This window comes from Nocardia sp. NRRL WC-3656 (genome assembly GCF_000720265.1).
GTDB lineage: Bacteria > Actinomycetota > Actinomycetes > Mycobacteriales > Mycobacteriaceae > Nocardia > Nocardia nova.
This window is the reverse complement of record NZ_JOJF01000016.1, coordinates 29,369-45,472: the sequence shown is the minus strand read 5'-3', so window position 1 is coordinate 45,472 and position 16,104 is coordinate 29,369. Positions and strand designations below refer to the sequence as shown.

The 16,104-nt window shown below is 67.3% G+C and carries 15 protein-coding genes and 1 riboswitch; of the genes, 7 read left to right on the top strand and 8 right to left on the bottom strand.

Translation table 11 applies throughout. The features are described from left to right. Positions 1-23: 23 nt before the first annotated feature. Entirely contained in the window at positions 24-662 is a 639-nt protein-coding gene (locus tag IG65_RS0120700) for a TetR/AcrR family transcriptional regulator C-terminal domain-containing protein (protein WP_030516598.1), read from the top strand. A 112-nt stretch (positions 663-774) separates the two neighbouring features. Here the strand turns inward: IG65_RS0120700 and thiC are convergent, their stop codons facing one another. The 5 genes from thiC to IG65_RS0120675 all read right to left on the bottom strand — a co-directional run bounded on the left by thiC (position 775) and on the right by IG65_RS0120675 (position 7,702). Further along, the gene (gene thiC / locus IG65_RS0120695; RefSeq protein ID WP_030516597.1) at positions 775-2,406 is read right to left on the bottom strand and encodes a phosphomethylpyrimidine synthase ThiC; all 1,632 of its coding nucleotides are present in this window, start codon (positions 2,404-2,406) and stop codon (positions 775-777) included. After that, positions 2,403-2,530, bottom strand: a riboswitch (TPP riboswitch). Its footprint overlaps the gene before it by 4 nt. Before the next feature lie 93 nt (positions 2,531-2,623). Further along, positions 2,624-4,417, bottom strand: a complete 1,794-nt coding sequence (locus tag IG65_RS0120690) for a long-chain fatty acid--CoA ligase (RefSeq protein ID WP_030516596.1) — start codon at positions 4,415-4,417, stop codon at positions 2,624-2,626. Positions 4,418-4,564: 147 nt separating this feature from the next. Next, complete coding sequence (locus tag IG65_RS0120685) at positions 4,565-5,746, bottom strand: fumarylacetoacetate hydrolase family protein (RefSeq protein ID WP_030516595.1); 1,182 nt, start codon at positions 5,744-5,746, stop codon at positions 4,565-4,567. Continuing rightward, the gene (locus IG65_RS0120680; protein ID WP_030516594.1) at positions 5,743-6,951 is read right to left on the bottom strand and encodes a homogentisate 1,2-dioxygenase; all 1,209 of its coding nucleotides are present in this window, start codon (positions 6,949-6,951) and stop codon (positions 5,743-5,745) included. The genes IG65_RS0120685 and IG65_RS0120680 overlap by 4 nt, the downstream gene beginning before the upstream one ends. A 124-nt stretch (positions 6,952-7,075) precedes the next feature. Next, the gene (locus IG65_RS0120675) at positions 7,076-7,702 is read right to left on the bottom strand and encodes a TetR/AcrR family transcriptional regulator (RefSeq protein WP_030516593.1); all 627 of its coding nucleotides are present in this window, start codon (positions 7,700-7,702) and stop codon (positions 7,076-7,078) included. Between the two features lie 302 nt (positions 7,703-8,004). Here IG65_RS0120675 and IG65_RS0120670 point away from each other — a divergent pair, with 302 nt between their 5' ends. Next, positions 8,005-9,831, top strand: a complete 1,827-nt coding sequence (locus IG65_RS0120670; protein WP_030516592.1) for an acyl-CoA dehydrogenase — start codon at positions 8,005-8,007, stop codon at positions 9,829-9,831. A gap of 111 nt (positions 9,832-9,942) precedes the next feature. Continuing rightward, a complete protein-coding gene (locus tag IG65_RS0120665) occupies positions 9,943-10,581 on the top strand; it encodes a hypothetical protein (protein ID WP_030516591.1) in 639 nt (212 codons plus the stop codon). Here IG65_RS0120665 and IG65_RS0120660 read toward each other — a convergent pair. From IG65_RS0120660 to IG65_RS0120650, 3 genes are read right to left on the bottom strand one after another with little or no spacing between them, the layout of a single operon-like run. Next, positions 10,562-11,428, bottom strand: a complete 867-nt coding sequence (locus IG65_RS0120660; RefSeq protein WP_030516590.1) for an exodeoxyribonuclease III — start codon at positions 11,426-11,428, stop codon at positions 10,562-10,564. The genes IG65_RS0120665 and IG65_RS0120660 overlap by 20 nt on opposite strands. Before the next feature lie 22 nt (positions 11,429-11,450). Then, entirely contained in the window at positions 11,451-12,440 is a 990-nt protein-coding gene (locus IG65_RS0120655; RefSeq protein WP_030516589.1) for a GNAT family N-acetyltransferase, read from the bottom strand. Beyond that, on the bottom strand, positions 12,430-13,020 hold the full coding sequence (locus tag IG65_RS0120650) for a peptide deformylase (protein ID WP_030516588.1): 591 nt from the start codon (positions 13,018-13,020) through the stop codon (positions 12,430-12,432). The genes IG65_RS0120655 and IG65_RS0120650 overlap by 11 nt, the downstream gene beginning before the upstream one ends. 126 nt (positions 13,021-13,146) lie before the next feature. Between IG65_RS0120650 and IG65_RS0120645 the strand changes: the two genes are divergently transcribed. The 4 genes from IG65_RS0120645 to IG65_RS0120630 all read left to right on the top strand — a co-directional run bounded on the left by IG65_RS0120645 (position 13,147) and on the right by IG65_RS0120630 (position 16,104). Beyond that, complete coding sequence (locus IG65_RS0120645; protein ID WP_030516587.1) at positions 13,147-13,524, top strand: DUF3263 domain-containing protein; 378 nt, start codon at positions 13,147-13,149, stop codon at positions 13,522-13,524. Positions 13,525-13,578: 54 nt separating this feature from the next. Then, positions 13,579-14,139 (top strand): LytR C-terminal domain-containing protein, encoded by a 561-nt coding sequence (locus IG65_RS0120640; protein ID WP_030516586.1) that lies wholly within the window; start codon positions 13,579-13,581, stop codon positions 14,137-14,139. A gap of 116 nt (positions 14,140-14,255) precedes the next feature. Beyond that, complete coding sequence (locus IG65_RS0120635; protein WP_030516585.1) at positions 14,256-14,945, top strand: superoxide dismutase family protein; 690 nt, start codon at positions 14,256-14,258, stop codon at positions 14,943-14,945. 13 nt (positions 14,946-14,958) lie between these two features. Continuing rightward, entirely contained in the window at positions 14,959-16,104 is a 1,146-nt protein-coding gene (locus tag IG65_RS0120630; RefSeq protein ID WP_030516584.1) for a glutamate--cysteine ligase, read from the top strand.

Here is a 16,104-nt window from a genome sequence, read left to right as displayed (position 1 = left end):
CAAGCAATCGACTGGGAGGTGCGATGAAACTCGACGCCAACGTCATCGGCGCGGCCGCGCTGGAGCTGCTGGACGAGACCGGGCTCGACGGGCTGACCATGCGCAAGGTGGCGTCGGCGCTGAACGTGCAGGCGCCGGCGCTGTACTGGCATGTCAAGAACAAGCAGGAACTGCTCGATGTGATGGCGCGCGCGGTCTTCACCGCCGCGGTCGACCGCGTGGAGGGGCCGCGCCGGGGCGAGACCTGGCAGGACTGGATCACCGAACTGGCCGGCCGGCTGCGGCGTTCGATGCTGCGCCACCGCGACGGCGGCAGACTGCTCGCCGGTACCTACGTCAGCGACGAGTCGATGTGGCGCACAATGGAATTGACGCTACGCACACTGGAGGACGCGGGTTTCTCCGCCGATCAGGCCGGGTGGGTCTTCCCGATCGTCCTGCATTACACGGTCGGCTTCGTGATCGAGGAGCAGGCGCGTACGGGTGCGGACTACGGTGCCGACAATCCCTATGCCCACCTCGACCGGGCGGTGGACCCCGATCGCTATCCGCGTACGGCCCACCTGGTCACCACGCTGTCCACGATCGATCCGAACGACGAATTCGAGCACGGCGTCCGCGTGATCCTCACCGGAATCCGGACGCTCGCGAACATCGAGTGATGAGCCGCGGACGTGCGGCACATCTGCGGCGCCGACGCACGCCCTGGCGGCGGGCGGGCGTCGGCGCGCGCAGCGCAACGGCCGGACCGTTACGGCACAACAGCTTTCGCTGTCAGGACACGACCGGCAGATAGACCTTTCCACCGGCCTCGGCGAATTCGGCCGACTTCTCGGCCATACCGGCCTCGATCGCCTCCACGTCGGTGAGTCCCTGCTTCTCCGCGTACTCGCGCACATCGGCGGAGATCCGCATCGAGCAGAACTTCGGGCCGCACATCGAGCAGAAGTGGGCGGTCTTGGCGGGTTCGGCGGGCAGCGTTTCGTCGTGGTACTCCCGCGCGGTGTCGGGGTCCAGCGACAACGCGAACTGGTCGTGCCAGCGGAATTCGAAGCGCGCCTTGGACAATGCGTCGTCGCGTTCCTGCGCCCGCGGATGCCCCTTGGCGAGATCGGCGGAATGCGCGGCGATCTTGTAGGTGATCACACCGGTCTTCACATCGTCGCGGTTGGGCAGGCCCAGATGTTCCTTCGGGGTGACGTAGCAGAGCATCGCGGTGCCGGCCTGGGCGATGATCGCCGCGCCGATCGCCGAGGTGATGTGGTCGTAGGCCGGTGCGATGTCGGTGGCGAGCGGGCCCAGGGTGTAGAACGGCGCCTCCTCGCACAGCTCCTCCTCCAGCCGCACGTTCTCCACGATCTTGTGCATCGGGACGTGGCCCGGGCCCTCGATCATCACCTGCACGCCATGGGATTTCGCGATCTTGGTCAGCTCGCCGAGGGTGCGCAGTTCGGCGAACTGCGCCTCGTCGTTGGCATCCGCGATGGAACCGGGCCGCAGTCCGTCGCCGAGCGAGAAGGTGATGTCGTATTTCGCGAGGATCTCGCACAGCTCCGCGAAGTTCGTGTACAGGAACGATTCCTGGTGGTGGGCCAGACACCACGCCGCCATGATCGAACCGCCGCGCGAGACGATACCGGTGACGCGCTTGGCGGTCAGCGGTACGTACCGCAGCAGCACCCCGGCGTGCACGGTCATGTAGTCCACGCCCTGCTCGGCCTGCTCGATCACGGTGTCGCGATAGATTTCCCAGGTCAGCTCGGTCGGATCGCCGTTCACCTTCTCCAGCGCCTGGTAGATCGGCACGGTGCCGACCGGTACCGGCGAATTCCGCAGGATCCACTCGCGGGTCTCGTGGATGTTCTTACCGGTGGACAGGTCCATGATGGTGTCGGCGCCCCAGCGGGTGGCCCACACCATCTTCTCCACCTCTTCGGCGATCGAGGAGGTGACCGCGGAGTTGCCGATGTTGGCGTTGATCTTCACCGCGAACTTCTTGCCGATGATCATCGGCTCGCATTCGGGATGGTTGTGGTTGGCGGGGATCACGGCCCGGCCGGCGGCCACCTCGTCGCGAACCAATTCCGGCGAAACACCTTCGCGCGCAGCGATATACCGCATCTCGGCGGTGATCGCGCCGGCTCTGGCCCAGGCCAGCTGGGTGCGCGGGCCCGGCACATCCGGTTCGGTCCAGCCGGCGCGGAGCTTCGGAAGTCCGGCCTCCAGGTCGATCGTCGCCGAATCGTCGGTGTACGGCCCGGAGGTGTCGTAGACGTCGAAGTGTTCGCCGTTGGTCAAATTGATCCGGCGGACCGGGATGCGCAACGTCGTCCCGTCGGCGTCGATCTGCTCGTAGTGCTTTGCGCTGCCCGCAATGGGGCCGGTGGTGACATGGTTCGACGACATGTGAGCTCAATCCTCCCTACGCCGGCATTACCCGGTCAGGTTCGTACGGTCGACGGCCCTCGATCCGCCCGAATGGGCTAGCCGTCCTCTCAGCCCGCTGGTGCGAGCCCCCGTTGGCACGATGTGGTACCCGGCCGAGGGTACCGCGAGACCGTGGGGCGCGTCACTGCCCCCGCGATCGGCCCCTGAATCGGACTCGGTAGTCGAACCGGCCCTGCTACGTCGAATACAGTGCCTCGATCTCGTCGGCGAAGTCGCGCAGGACCACGTTGCGCTTGAGTTTGAGTGACGGGGTGAGATAGCCGTTGGCCTCGGTGAATTCGGTGCGCAGCAGCCTGAACTTCCGGACCGCCTCGGCTCGGGATACGGCCGCGTTGCCGTCGTCGACGGCGGCCTGGATCGCGCTCAGCAGCTCCGGGTCGGAATCGAGGTCTTCGAGGGTGGCCTCGGAGGGTTTGCCGTGCAGCTGCTTCCAGATCGGGAAGTGCTCGCTGTCGACGGTGACCAGACAGGTGACGAAAGGTTTGGCGTCGCCGACGACCACGACTTCGCCGACGATGGCGTGGGCTCGAATGCGGTCTTCGATCACCGCCGGGGCGACGTTCTTGCCGCCGGCCGTCACGATGAGTTCTTTCTTGCGGCCGGTGATGGAGAGGTAGCCCTCGTCGTCGAGTGAGCCGATGTCGCCGGTGGCGAACCAGTCGTCGCGGAAGGTGTCCGCGGTGGCCACGGGGTTGTTCCAGTAGCCGGGGAACATCTGGGGGCCCCGCAGCAGGATCTCGCCGTCTTCATCGATGCGAACCGTCGTGCCCGGCACCGGCTGGCCGACGGTTCCGATCTTCGGTCGGTCGTCCGGGTTGAAGGTGGCGATTCCGGAGGTTTCGGTGAGCCCGTAACCCTCCAGCACCGTGAAGCCGACGCCGCGGAAGAAGTGCCCCAGCCGTTCGCCGAGTGGAGCGCCACCGGAGAGGGCGTGCGTGGCCCGGCCGCCGAGCGCGGCTCGCAGCTTGCGATACACCAAACGGTCGAACAGCTGATGGCGTAGGCGCAGCCCCAGCGGGACATGGTCGCTATCCAAGGCGCGGCTGTAGGCGATCGCCGTATCGGCGGCGATATCGAAGATCCGGCCCCGATGCGTCAACTGCGCCTGCGTGCGCGCCGTGTTGAAGACCTTCTCGAACACCCGCGGTACGCCGAGGATCAGCGTCGGCCGGAAGGTTCCCAGCTCGTCGGTGACGTTCTTGACGTCGCCGACATGACCGATCTTGATCGGCACGAGCGCCGCGGCCACCTCGACGATCCGTCCGAACACATGGGCCAGCGGCAGAAACAGCAGGACCGACGACTCGCCCGTGCGGAACAACTGCGGCAGGCGGGCGGTCGCGTTGCCCAGTTCGCCGAGGAAGTTGCCGTGGGTGATCCGGCATCCCTTGGGCCGGCCGGTGGTGCCGGAGGTGTAGACGATGGTCGCGAGAGAGTCCCCGGCGATAGCGGAGCGCCGTTCGTCCAGCGCGGCGTCGGTGACATCGGCGCCGGTTCGCACGAGGGTGGCGACCGCGTCCGCCTCGATCTCCCAGATGTGCGCGAGATCGGGCACCTGTTCCTGCACCTTGCCCACGACGGCCGTGTGCGCGGCGGTTTCCGTGATCACCGCGACGGCTCCGGAATCGGAGAGTATCCATTGCACCTGTTCGGCGGAGGACGTCTCGTACACCGGAACGGGGACGGCCGCGGCGCACCAGATGGCGAAATCGAGCAGGGTCCACTCGTACCGGGTGCGGGACATGATCGCCACCCGGTCGCCCGGCTCGATACCACTGGCGATCAGGCCCTTGGCCGCCGCTCGCACCTCGGCGAGGAATTCGACCGCGGTCACATCCTCCCATCGGGAGTCGCGTTTTCGAGCGATGACCGCGACGTCGGGATACTTCTCGGCGTTGCGGTGAACAAGGTCGCCGAGGGTGGCGCCGGGGGGTACTTCCTGTACGGCCGGCAGGCTGTATTCGCGCATAGCTGCTCCTTGTAAGCCACGCTGCCGATGGTGTTCACCGCACCGAACGGATGTGGAAGACGCGCTCCGTGCTGTGACGCCTCTCACATTGTAGTCGCGCTGCACAATTATCGGGTTGTGTCCGCCAGGACGGTGACCCGCTCCCGATCAGCGGCGAGCGGGCAGGACCCGGCCGCTGACCTCGCCTAACGCCATAGGTGAGCCGCCGGGGCCAGGGGCCGTCGCGGTCAGCAGGACCGTATCCCCGTCGGCGAGGAAGGTCCGCTCGGAGCCGCCGATGTCGACGGGCTCGGCGCCGTTGCCGGAGAGTTCGATGAACGATCCGCTCTGATCCCGGCGGGGACCCGAGATCGTGCCGGAGGCGAACAGGTCGCCGGGCCGGGTGCCGGCGCCGTTGGCCGTCAGATGGGCCAGCATCTGCGCCCCCGACCAGTACATCGCCCGATACGGCGGCGCACTCACCGGGACACCGTTCCAGTGCACGCGCACGTCGATGTCGAATCCCCAATCCTGTTGTCCCCGTAGATAGGGAAGCGGTTCCGGGGTTTGTTCCGGCAGCGCGATCCGGGCGGATTCCAGCGCGGCGAGCGGCGTGATCCACGCCGCCAGCGAGGTGGCGAACGATTTGCCGAGGAACGGGCCGAGCGGCTGTCCCTCCCAGGCCTGTATGTCGCGGGCCGACCAGTCGTTGACCAGCGCCACGCCGAAAACATGATCGGAGAACGCGTCCACCGCGATCGATGTCCCGAGCTCGGAACCGGCGCCGACGACGAAGCCGAGTTCCGCCTCGATGTCCAGCCGTGCGGACGGCGCGAATTCCGTTGCGCCCGAGCCGGTCCGGCGCTGACCGCAGGGCCGGATCACCGGGGTGCCCGAGACCACCACGCTGCCCGCGCGCCCGTGGTACCCCACCGGCAGGTGTCGCCAATTCGGCAGCAGCGGTTCGCCGTCGGGACGCAGGAACCGCCCGAGCCGGGTGGCGTGGTCGATACTCGCGTAGAAGTCCACATAGTCGCCGATCGCGATCGGGAGCTTCGATCGCACCGACGCGAGCGGATGGATCACCGCCGCGGGCAGTGGCCCACGCACCGCCTCCCGCAGCCGTTCGCGCACCGTGTGCCAACGCCGTGGCCCCTGGGCCAGGAAAGCGTTCAGATCGGGTCGCGCGAACGTCGAATCATCCAGCAACACAGCCAGATCCACGACATCCGAGCCGATCCGGGCGCCGACTCGGAAATCGCCGCCGGGCGGCGCGAACACCCCGTAGGGCAGGTTGTCCGGCCCGAACGGGGCATCGTCGGACACCTCCAGCCGGACCGTGGCGTTCACGCCCGCTCCGAACTCGGCCCGCGGCCCGACCAGGTCCACGCGTAATCCGGGTCCTCGCAGGCCAGGGCGCCCTCGCCGAGCCCCAGCGGGCGGAAGGTGTCGACCATCACCGCCAGCTCGTCGAAATATTCCACGCCGATACTGCGCTCGTAGGCGCCCGGCTGCGGACCGTGCGCATATCCGCCCGGATGCACCGAGACCGATCCCGGTCCGATACCGGAACCGCGCCGCGCCTCGTAGTTTCCGCCGCAGTAGAACAGGATCTCGTCGGAGTCGACGTTGGAATGGTAGTAGGGCACCGGAATCGACAGCGGGTGGTAGTCGACCTTGCGGGGTACGAAATCGCAGATCACGAAGTTCGTCCCCGCGAAGGCCTGGTGCACCGGGGGCGGCTGATGAACCCGGCCGGTGATCGGCTCGAAATCGGCGATATCGAAGGTGTACGGGTACAGGCAGCCGTCCCAGCCCACCACGTCGAACGGATGATGGGCGTACACCATTCGGGTGCCGAGTATTTCGGCGCCGGGCCGATGTTTCACCAGCACTTCGACCTCGGTGCCGGACTCCTGCAGCGGCTCGGCCGGACCGTGCAGATCCCGCTCGCAGTACGGCGAATTCTCCAGGAACTGGCCGAATGCGGACAGATACCGTTTCGGTGCGGTGATATGTCCGGTCGCCTCGATGATGTAGCCGCGCAGCGGTTCGGGGCCCTCCGGCCGCCAGCGATGCGTGGTCGCCCGCGGCAGCAGCACGTGATCGCCGGCGTGCACCGGCAGCCGCCCGAAGACGGTATCCACCACGCCCGATCCGGATTCGACGTAGACCAGCTCGTCACCGATCGCGTTGCGGTACAAGGGTGATTCGCCCAGCGCCGCCACATAGGAGATGCGCACGTCGTCGTTGCCGAGGATCAGGCGGCGGCCCGTCACGACGTCGGTCTGCGCGAGTACGGACTCGGGGAACAGTTCGTGCAGCCGCAGGTGCCGGTGCCGCAGCGGATGGTTCGGCACGGTCCCGGGATTCGGCGGCCGCCAGACCGAGGAGTCGACGATCGCCGGCGGCAGGCCGCGATGATACAGCAGCGACGAGTCGCCGGAGAAGCCTTCCTCGCCCATCAGCTCCTCGTAGAGCAGCTGCCCCCGTTCGTCACGATGCTGGGTGTGCCGCTTCGCCGGTAGGGATCCCAGTTGCCGATAGAACGCCATACCGCTCTCCCGCCGGGTCGCTGGTCGAATGGACGCCGATTTCCATTTTAGCTAGACCGATTGCCGGAGAGTGCGAACTTCGGTCGGCAGAAATACCAGTCGAGCGGCGGTTTCGCGACAGCTCTCAGGCCGAGCGCAGCGCCCGGTAGACCGCCGCGCCGACGAAGGCGCCCAGATCCTGCGGGGTCCACTTGTCGCCCTCGGTCACCAGCGTTCGCACCGCGCCCTCACCGGCCGAAACCCACAACTCGACCAGTGCGGGCAGTTTGCGTTCCGCGTCGACGGTTCCCCACGCCTCCAGCGTGGGCCGCAACCGGCGGGTGCAGCGCTCGACCGCGAAGCTGCGCCCGCGTCCGAACGAACTCGCTACCGCCGGATCGGGATTGCCGTGCAGCAGTTTCCAGGTGTCGGGGCGTTTGGAGACCGTCTCCAGCAGGGCGCGGAAGCCCTCGACGAAGACCTCTTCGTCGGCCTCCACCCGGCGCGGCGGCAGGGCGTCCATGATGCCGGCCAGCAGCAGCCCCTCCTCACGCTGGATGAGGGCGTTGATGAGTTCGACGCGATCGGCGAAGCAGGCGTAGACCACCGGCCGGGTCACGGTCAGGCGTTCGGCCACGGCGGCGATGGTGACGGCCGCGATCCCCTCGTCCGCCGCGATGCGCAGCGCCGCATCCAGAACCTGCGGGCGGCGGCGTTCGGGGCCGAGATGCTGGGCCCGTTGACGCGGTCGTACCGCGGATTCCGAAGCCATGGCGAACAAGATAGCAGTGGTAGAGGGCGGTTATGCCGGTCGCATCGCACCGGCGGAGGGGCGCCGCGCGGGCGGGTCTCGGCCGATCGGGGGATGCCGATCGGGATATCGAATGCGAGCACATTCCGAGCAAATTGCCGCGAGGCGGGGCGCGATTGGGAAAAGTGAATCGCGGATGGACTGGTCCGCCCGCATAAGTTACCCCGAATTCTCTAGTCTCGGCCGGTTACGGTTGCGTAAGTGAACGCGGGTACGGCAACCTCCGACGGAGAACATCCCACGATGGCGAGGAGGCCCTGAGCGTGTCGCACTACAAGGCGAACCTTCGGGATATCGAGTTCAACTTGTTCGAGGTGTTGGGAATCGGTGCGCTGCTGGAGGCCGGCGCGTACGGCGATCTGGATACCGAAACCGCACGCGGAATGCTCACCGAGGTGCAGCGGTTGGCGGAGGGGCCGGTAGCCGAGTCGTTCGTCGACGCCGATCGCAATCCGATCTCGTTCGACGCCGCCGAGCACGAGGTCATAGTGCCGGACCCGCTGCGCAAGACGGTCGCGGCGGTCAACGAGGCCGGCTGGTCCGGACTGGGTATGCCCGAGGACATGGGCGGTGTCGACGCCCCGTCGCCGCTGATCTGGGCCATCCAGGAAATGCTTGTGGCGGCGAACAATTCGGCCAGCTTCTTCAATATGGGCCCGCTCATGCACCAGGTGCTGTACCGCGAGGGCACCGAGGAACAGCGGCGGTGGGCCGAGCACGCCTGGGAAAACCGCTGGGGCGGAACGATGGTCCTCACCGAACCCGATGCCGGATCCGATGTCGGCATGGGCCGCACCAAGGCCGTTCAGCAGCCCGACGGGACCTGGCACATCGAAGGGGTGAAGCGCTTCATCTCCGGTGGTGACGTCGGCGACACCGCCGACAACATCTTCCACCTCACCCTGGCGCGGCCCGAGGGCGCCGGCCCGGGTACCAAGGGCCTGTCGCTGTTCGTGGTGCCGAAGTACCTGTTCGATTCGCAGACAATGCAATTGGGCGAGCGCAACGGCGTGCTGGTGACCAACCTCGAACACAAGATGGGCATCAAGTCCTCGCCGACCTGTGAGCTGACCTACGGTGGCGACAAGCCCGCGATCGGTTACCTGGTCGGCGACGTGCACAACGGCATCGCCCAGATGTTCAAGGTCATCGAGAACGCTCGCATGATGGTCGGCGTGCTGTCGGCGGGAACCCTGTCCACCGGATACCTGAACGCGTTGGAGTACGCGAAGTCTCGCGTACAGGGCGCCGATCTGACCCAGATGGCCGACAAGACCGCTCCGCGCGTCACCATCACCCACCACCCGGACGTCCGGCGCAGCCTGGCGCTGCAGAAGTCCTATGCCGAGGGTCTGCGGGCGCTGTATCTGTATTGCGCGTCGTATCAGAACGACGATGTGGCACAGGCGAATTTCGGCGCCGACTCCGATACCGCGGCGCGGGTCAACGACCTGCTGCTGCCGATCGTCAAGGGCGTCGCCTCGGAACGGGCGTACGAAACCCTCACCGAGTCGCTGCAGACCTTCGGTGGATCGGGATATCTGCAGGACTACCCGATCGAGCAGTACATCCGCGACGTGAAGATCGACTCGCTGTACGAGGGTACGACCGCGATCCAGGCGCAGGACTTCTTCTTCCGCAAGATCGTTCGCGACAAGGGCGTGGCGCTCGCCCATGTCGCCGGACTGGTGCAGCAGTTCGTCGAGAGCGAGCCCGACACCCTGAAGGCGGAGAAGACCCTGCTGGGCGCCGCGCTCGCGGATGTGCAGGCGATGGCGACCGCGCTCACCGGCTATCTGGTGGCCGCGGCGCAGACGCCGGAGGAGATCTACAAGGTCGGACTCGGTTCCGTGCGCTTCCTGCACGCCGTGGGCGATCTCGTCATCGGCTGGCGGCTGCTGGCGCAGGCGCAGGTCGCGCAGGCCGCGCTGGCGGGACAGCCGGCGGAGAAGGATCGGCTGTTCTACGCCGGAAAGGTCGGCGTCGCATCGTGGTTCGCCAAGAACCAGCTGCCGCTGCTGAGTGGTATGCGGGCCGTGGTGGAAAACCTCGACACCGACATCATGCGGCTGGAGGAGGGCGCCTTCTAGGCTCGAAGCCCACACCGCGCACACGGCCGGCCGGGAAATCCCGGCCGGCCGTGGCGTATTCGTGTCCGACTCGCCCGCGTGCGGTACCCGAATGCGGGTACAACTGTCGGCATGGTATTCCCCATGGCCTTCGGCTGGATCCAGGCATTGCTGGCGGTGCTCTTCGTCGTCGCGATCGCGATGCTGGTCACGGCCGTCCTGCGCGCCCGGAAAGCGGGCTGGCGCAGCCATATCGGGCGCGGCGCGAGCGGGCTGGTGGTGCTGCTGGTGGCGGTCGTCCTGCTGTGGGCGGTGACCCTGCTGCAGACTTACCTCGGGCTGACCGGTGAGGTGAAGGCCGCGCACGTCGTCGCGAAAAGCGTTGCGGGCAAAGACCATACCCTCGATATCGAGCTCACCCTCTACGGCGACGGCCATCACGACGAGACGCATCAGACCTATCGGATCGAGGGTGATCTGTGGGTGCTACAGGCCGATATCGTGGAATTGGAGCCGTGGGTCAACGCGCTCGGATTCCATTCCGGCTACAAGGTGACCCGGCTCTACGGTCAGCGGCTCGACGGTGCCGCGGTGAGTCAGCACCAGACCATGCTGGGCGGCGGCGACGGCGACTTCTTCACCGATATGCGCGATCACAGCTGGTACACCGAACCGTTCATCCGCTCGGCCTACGGCAATGCGGTGATCGCGATGCCCGGCAGCTACGACGTCTACATCTCCCACGACGCCATCAAGACCCGGCAGAGCTGACCTCCGGTCCCGGCTGCTCCGAAAGCGCCGGAGAGTCCGAGAATTCGACCACCACGGGCGCATGATCGCTGGCGCCCTTACCTTTTCGTTCCTCGCGATCGACCCCGGCATCGACGGCGCGGGCGCTCAGCGCGGGTGAGGCGAGGACGAAATCGATGCGCATACCCTCCTTGCGCGGAAAGCGCAGCTGGGTGTAATCCCAGTAGGTGTAGACACCCGGGCCGGGAGCGAACGGGCGCATCACATCGGTGAATCCCGCCGCCACGACGGCGTCGAACGCGGCCCGCTCCGGGGCCGAGGTGTGCGTCTTGTGCGCGAAGAATTCCGGCGACCACACGTCGTCGTCGGTGGGTGCGATGTTCCAGTCGCCGCACAGCGCGATCTGCGCCGACGGGTCGGCCCCCAACCAGGCCGCACCGGAATCACGCAGGGCCGCAAGCCATTCCAGCTTGTAGGTGTAGTGCGGATCGGTCAGTGTGCGCCCGTTGGGTACGTACAGACTCCACACCCGGACGCCACCGCAGGTGGCGCCGATCGCCCGTGCCTCCACCACCGGCGCGCTGATCAGCGAGGCGCCGGCGTCCTTGTCGAATCCGGGCTGGCCCGGGAAGGTGACCTCGACCTCGTCGATGCCCACCCGGGAGGCGATCGCCACCCCGTTCCACTGACTGAAGCCGGTGTGCACGACCTCGTAGCCGGCCTCTTCGAACCGCTCGGCCGGGAACTGGTCGTCGCGGCATTTGGTTTCCTGGATGGCCAGCACATCGATATCGGCGCGGTCCAGCCACGACACGACCCGATCCACTCGGGATCGAATCGAATTCACATTCCAGGTGGCCAACCGCATGAAACGAGGTTAGTCGGCCGGTTCACTCGCGGCGGTGGCGGCCCGCGTCGGGGTCCGGAGCGGCGTAGCGGTAGGCGTGATGGTCGACGAAGCCCATCTCCCGGTACATCGCGAGGGCGGCGTCGTTGTTCACCTCCACCTGGACGTAGGCGTGCGTGGCGCCGCGCTTGTAGCCCCAGTTGATCAGCTCGGCGCACACGAGGGTGCCCAGGCCGTGGCGGCGGTGGGGTGCGGCGACCGCGAGACAACTCAGGCCGATCCAGTGGCGTCCGTCGGGGGCGGTGGTCAGTGCGCCGCGGCCGATGGCCAGCGGAGTCGGCAGGCCCAGCGCGGCGAAACCGAGTTCACCGTCGCGGACCGCGGTGAGCACGTCGGTGTCGGGCAGCGGCGCGGCCACGTCGACGGTGTCCTCCCCGCGGTGCCGGTGCAGTTCCAGCCAGGCCGGGTGCGGCCGCTCGTCGATGCGGACCATCGACGGACCCTGCGGCAGTACGAAAGTGGCGATATCGATGCCGAGCACCCTCGTCTCGCCCCAGGTGCGCCAGCCCGGCGGCACCGGCGCCAGGCGGTCGGGGAGCCGAAGCTGCAGCGGCAGACCGTGTTCGGTGTACCACTCGCCGATGCGTTGCAGCGTGCGCATGTCGAGGGCGGCGTTGCGACCGGATTCGCCCAGTGGCACAGCGGAATTCGCGCGATGGCTGTATCCGTTGCCGGCACTGCACAACCAGCCGTCGAACCAGGCCCGCTCGAGTCCGGGCCAGCCGTCGATCGCCGCCGCTTCCAGCGCGCGGATCTCACCGATCCGGATCGGGCGCGGCCCCAGTGCTTTCATCGCCACCACCCGATCGGGTGCGATGGTCACGGTGGTGCCGTCGGCGGTGCGGACCTGCACCGGATCCGGTGAGACGAGTTCGCCGATCACATCCGTGAACTGCTGCGGATAACCCTCGGGCAGGCGGTACCGCACCACCACGCGGCGCCCGAGCGGGATATCGGGACGGTCAGTCGTCATGCCCGAACGGATCCGGCACCTCGCCCGGCACCCAGCTCAGACCCGGTGTGCCCCAGCCGTTGCGCTTGATCGCCTTCTTCGCGGCGCGGGCGTTGCGGCCGATCAGCACATCCACATAGAGGAAGCCGTCGAGGTGGCCGACCTCGTGCTGGAGCATGCGGGCGAAGAAACCCTTGCCCTCGATGGTGATCGGCTCGCCGTGTTCGTCGGTGCCGGTGACCCGCGCCCAGTCCGCGCGGCCGGTGGGGAACTGCTCACCCGGAACGGAGAGGCAGCCCTCCTCGTCGTCGTCGGGATCGGGCATGGTTTCGGGGATCTCGGAGGTTTCCAGCACCGGGTTGATCACCGCGCCGCGCCGCCGCTGCACCGAACCGTCGGGCTGCACGTCGGGGCAGTCGTAGACGAACAGGCGCAGCGATTCACCGACCTGATTGGCGGCCAGCCCGACTCCGTTGGCGGCATCGAGGGTTTCGTACATGTCCGCGATCAGGCCGGCGAGCTCGTCCGGCGACTGCGACACCTGCCGGGTCGGGTTGTGCAGCACCGGATCGCCGACGATGCGGATCGGGAGAATCGCCATGGTGGCACACTTTACGCGGCGCCGCGTGTACGGCCCGACACGCCGTACGACGCCTCGGTGAACGGGTGTGCCGCGTGGTTGAATGACGACGACTGTCGTCCGTTGTTGATTCGGCGAGGGAGCGATATGGACAGCGCAGCGGCCCGGAATCTATCCGCAAGCGAGGACAGCTCCGCGAGCGAAGAGATCGTGGCAGTGGTCGAAGGCGCCTCCGGCGCGGTGGTCGAGGGCGCCCCCGAGGGGGTCGCGGTCGACGGTCTCACCCGTCGCGAACTCGACATCCTCGATTTCGAGCGCAAGTGGTGGAAGTACGCCGGTGCCAAGGAAGAAGCCATCCGGGAGCTGTTCGCCATGTCCGCCACCCGCTACTACCAGGTTCTCAACGCCGTCGTCGACAAGCCCGAGGCGCTGGCCGCCGATCCGATGCTGGTGAAACGGCTGCGCCGGTTGCGGGCCAGCCGGCAGAAATCGCGGGCGGCGCGGCGGCTGGGCTTTCAGGTCTGATCGGCGGATGTCCGATGCACGCGCCCGCTCATCCCTGCGACTAGGGTCGACACCGTGAGCAACCCGAATCCGCCCTCCGGTGGACCGCCGCTGCGAGCACTCGCGATGGTGCTGATCGCGCTGGCCATCGTCTTCGCGGGCCTCGGCGCGATGGCGCTGTCGAACTCGAGTTCCGATTCCGCTGCCGCGGAGACCTCGTCGGACACCGAAACGACGGCCGCCCCGGTCACCACGACCCGCGCCGCCGCCACGACGACAGCGGCCGCGACCACCGCGGCGCCGACGACCGCGCTCACCACGACCACCGCGGCGGCGACCAGCACGACGGCCGGTGTGGACAAGACCGTCCCGGTCCGGGTGCTGAACAACAGCACCGTCGCCGGCCTGGCCTCCCGCACCGGGAGCCAGCTCACCGCGGCGGGCTTCGACGTCACCGAGACCGGCAACTATCCCGGCGGTGTGATCGCGAAAACAACTGTCTATTACGGAAATTCCCCGCACGAACGGGAAACCGCCCAGGCGATCGCGAATGAACTGGGAGTATCGGCCGAACCGCGTTTCGCCGGAATCGCGGACTCGCCGCCGGGCGTCATCGTCATCGTCACCGGTAACTAGAACCCAACCGAGCCCCACCAGTGCGGTGCATAACGGCTCTGGCAAGATCTTGTCCGGTAAGGAATCTGTTCAACCAGCACTACTCGTAAACTCGGTACTCGTAAAGGAGTTCTCCGATGGCCCCCTCCGCAACCCGTCGCCCCTCCTGGCGGACTGTGACCCCGATGCTGGCGATCGCGGCTTTCGGCCTGGTCGCGTGCAGCAACAGCCAGGAGTCGAGCGACGTCAAGGGGACCACCCCGCCGGTATGGACCGGTAGCGCCGGTCCGGCGGAGAACTCCGGCACCGGCGCCGAGCAGAACCCGCCCTCCGGCGATTCGGTCTCGGTGCAGTTGAAGGACCCCTCCGGCGCGCAGGTCGGCACCGCCACCATCGCCAAGTCCGGCGACAAGCTGCAGATCACCGTCGACGCGCACGGCCTGCAGCCGGGCTTCCACGGCCTGCACATCCACCAGAACGGCAAGTGCGAGCCGAACTCCACCGCCCCGTCCGGCGGCGCGCCGGGCAACTTCCTCTCCGCCGGTGGCCACCTCCAGGTGGGCGAGTCGAACGCCCATCCCTCCAGCGGCGATCTGACCTCGCTCGAGGTCGGCAAGGACGGCACCGCGAAGCTGGTGACCACCACCGACTCCGTGACGCTGGACCAGGTCAAGGGCAAGGCGCTGATGATCCACGCCGGCGCCGACAACTTCGGCAACATCCCGAACCGCTACCTGCAGGCCAACGGTGGCGCGCCCGGACCCGATGCCGAGACTCTGGCAACCGGCGACGCGGGCGGCCGGGTCGCCTGCGGCGTCATCGGGTAAGAGCGGATTCGTCATGGGTGGGGCTGGCTCTCGAACGGTTCCCTGGAACGGCTCGCCCCGCCCGACGCTGGGCGTCGAATGGGAGATCGCGCTCGTCGACAAGCAGACGCGCAATCTCTCCAATACGGCCGCCGCGGTCTTCGATCAGGTCGGTGATCTGCGGGCGCCCAACGGCCCGCCGCATGTCACCAAGGAACTGCTGAAGAATACGGTCGAACTCGTCAGCGGTGTCCACGACACCGTCGGCGAGGTGGTCGATGAGATGCACGCCACGATGGACACCGTGCGCGCGGCCGCCGACCGGGTCGGTGTGGACCTGTTCTGCGCGGGCACCCATCCGTTCGCCCAGTGGTCGACGCAACAGCTGACTCGCTCCGAGCATTACGACGAGCTGATCAGCCGCACCCAGTGGTGGGGCCGCCAGATGCTGATCTGGGGCGTGCACGTGCACGTGGGAGTCTCGCACCCGGAGAAGGTCTTTCCGATTCTCAACACGCTGCTGCTCTCGTATCCGCATCTGCTGGCGCTGTCGGCGTCCTCACCGATGTGGGCCGGCATCGATACCGGGTACGCGAGCAATCGCGCGCTGATGTTCCAGCAGCTGCCGACCGCCGGCTTGCCGTTCCAGTTCGAGAACTGGTCGCAGTTCGAGTCTTTCGTGCACGACCAGATGAAAACCGGTGTGTTCGAACAACTCGGCGGGATGCACTGGGATATCCGCCCCGCGCCGAAATGGGGGACCATCGAGGTCCGCGTCTGCGACGGCATCCCCAGTCGCTTCGAACTCTCCGCACTCGTCGCCCTGATCCACTGCCTGATCGTGGATCTGGATCGCAGGGTGGAGGCGGGGGAGACCATGCCCACCCTTCCGCCGTGGCATGTGCAGGAGAACAAGTGGCGCGCAGCGCGGTACGGCCTGGACGCGATCATCATCACCGACTCCGACAGCAACGAGCGGCTGGTCACCGACGATCTGATGGATCTGCTGGATCGGTTGCAGCCCACCGCGAAACTGCTGCAGTGTGAGAACGAGCTCGCGCGAGTGCCCGATATCGTCGAACGCGGGGCGTCGTATCAGCGGCAGCGGCGAGTGGCGGCGGCCGCGCAGGGCGATCTGGTCGCGGTGGTGGACGCGCTGGTCAAGGAATTGAACAGCTGA

Excerpts from the sequence above, each read along its gene's own strand:
- IG65_RS0120655 (WP_030516589.1), bottom strand. The coding sequence starts at position 12,440 with ATGACGACTGACCGTCCCGATATCCCGCTCGGGCGCCGCGTGGTGGTG.
- IG65_RS0120675 (WP_030516593.1), bottom strand. The coding sequence starts at position 7,702 with ATGGCTTCGGAATCCGCGGTACGACCGCGTCAACGGGCCCAGCATCTC.
- IG65_RS0120650 (WP_030516588.1), bottom strand. The coding sequence starts at position 13,020 with ATGGCGATTCTCCCGATCCGCATCGTCGGCGATCCGGTGCTGCACAAC.
- IG65_RS0120630 (WP_030516584.1), top strand. The coding sequence starts at position 14,959 with ATGGGTGGGGCTGGCTCTCGAACGGTTCCCTGGAACGGCTCGCCCCGC.
- IG65_RS0120645 (WP_030516587.1), top strand. The coding sequence starts at position 13,147 with ATGGACAGCGCAGCGGCCCGGAATCTATCCGCAAGCGAGGACAGCTCC.
- thiC (WP_030516597.1), bottom strand. The coding sequence starts at position 2,406 with ATGTCGTCGAACCATGTCACCACCGGCCCCATTGCGGGCAGCGCAAAG.
- IG65_RS0120700 (WP_030516598.1), top strand. The coding sequence starts at position 24 with ATGAAACTCGACGCCAACGTCATCGGCGCGGCCGCGCTGGAGCTGCTG.
- IG65_RS0120665 (WP_030516591.1), top strand. The coding sequence starts at position 9,943 with ATGGTATTCCCCATGGCCTTCGGCTGGATCCAGGCATTGCTGGCGGTG.
- IG65_RS0120680 (WP_030516594.1), bottom strand. The coding sequence starts at position 6,951 with ATGGCGTTCTATCGGCAACTGGGATCCCTACCGGCGAAGCGGCACACC.
- IG65_RS0120660 (WP_030516590.1), bottom strand. The coding sequence starts at position 11,428 with ATGCGGTTGGCCACCTGGAATGTGAATTCGATTCGATCCCGAGTGGAT.
- IG65_RS0120635 (WP_030516585.1), top strand. The coding sequence starts at position 14,256 with ATGGCCCCCTCCGCAACCCGTCGCCCCTCCTGGCGGACTGTGACCCCG.
- IG65_RS0120690 (WP_030516596.1), bottom strand. The coding sequence starts at position 4,417 with ATGCGCGAATACAGCCTGCCGGCCGTACAGGAAGTACCCCCCGGCGCC.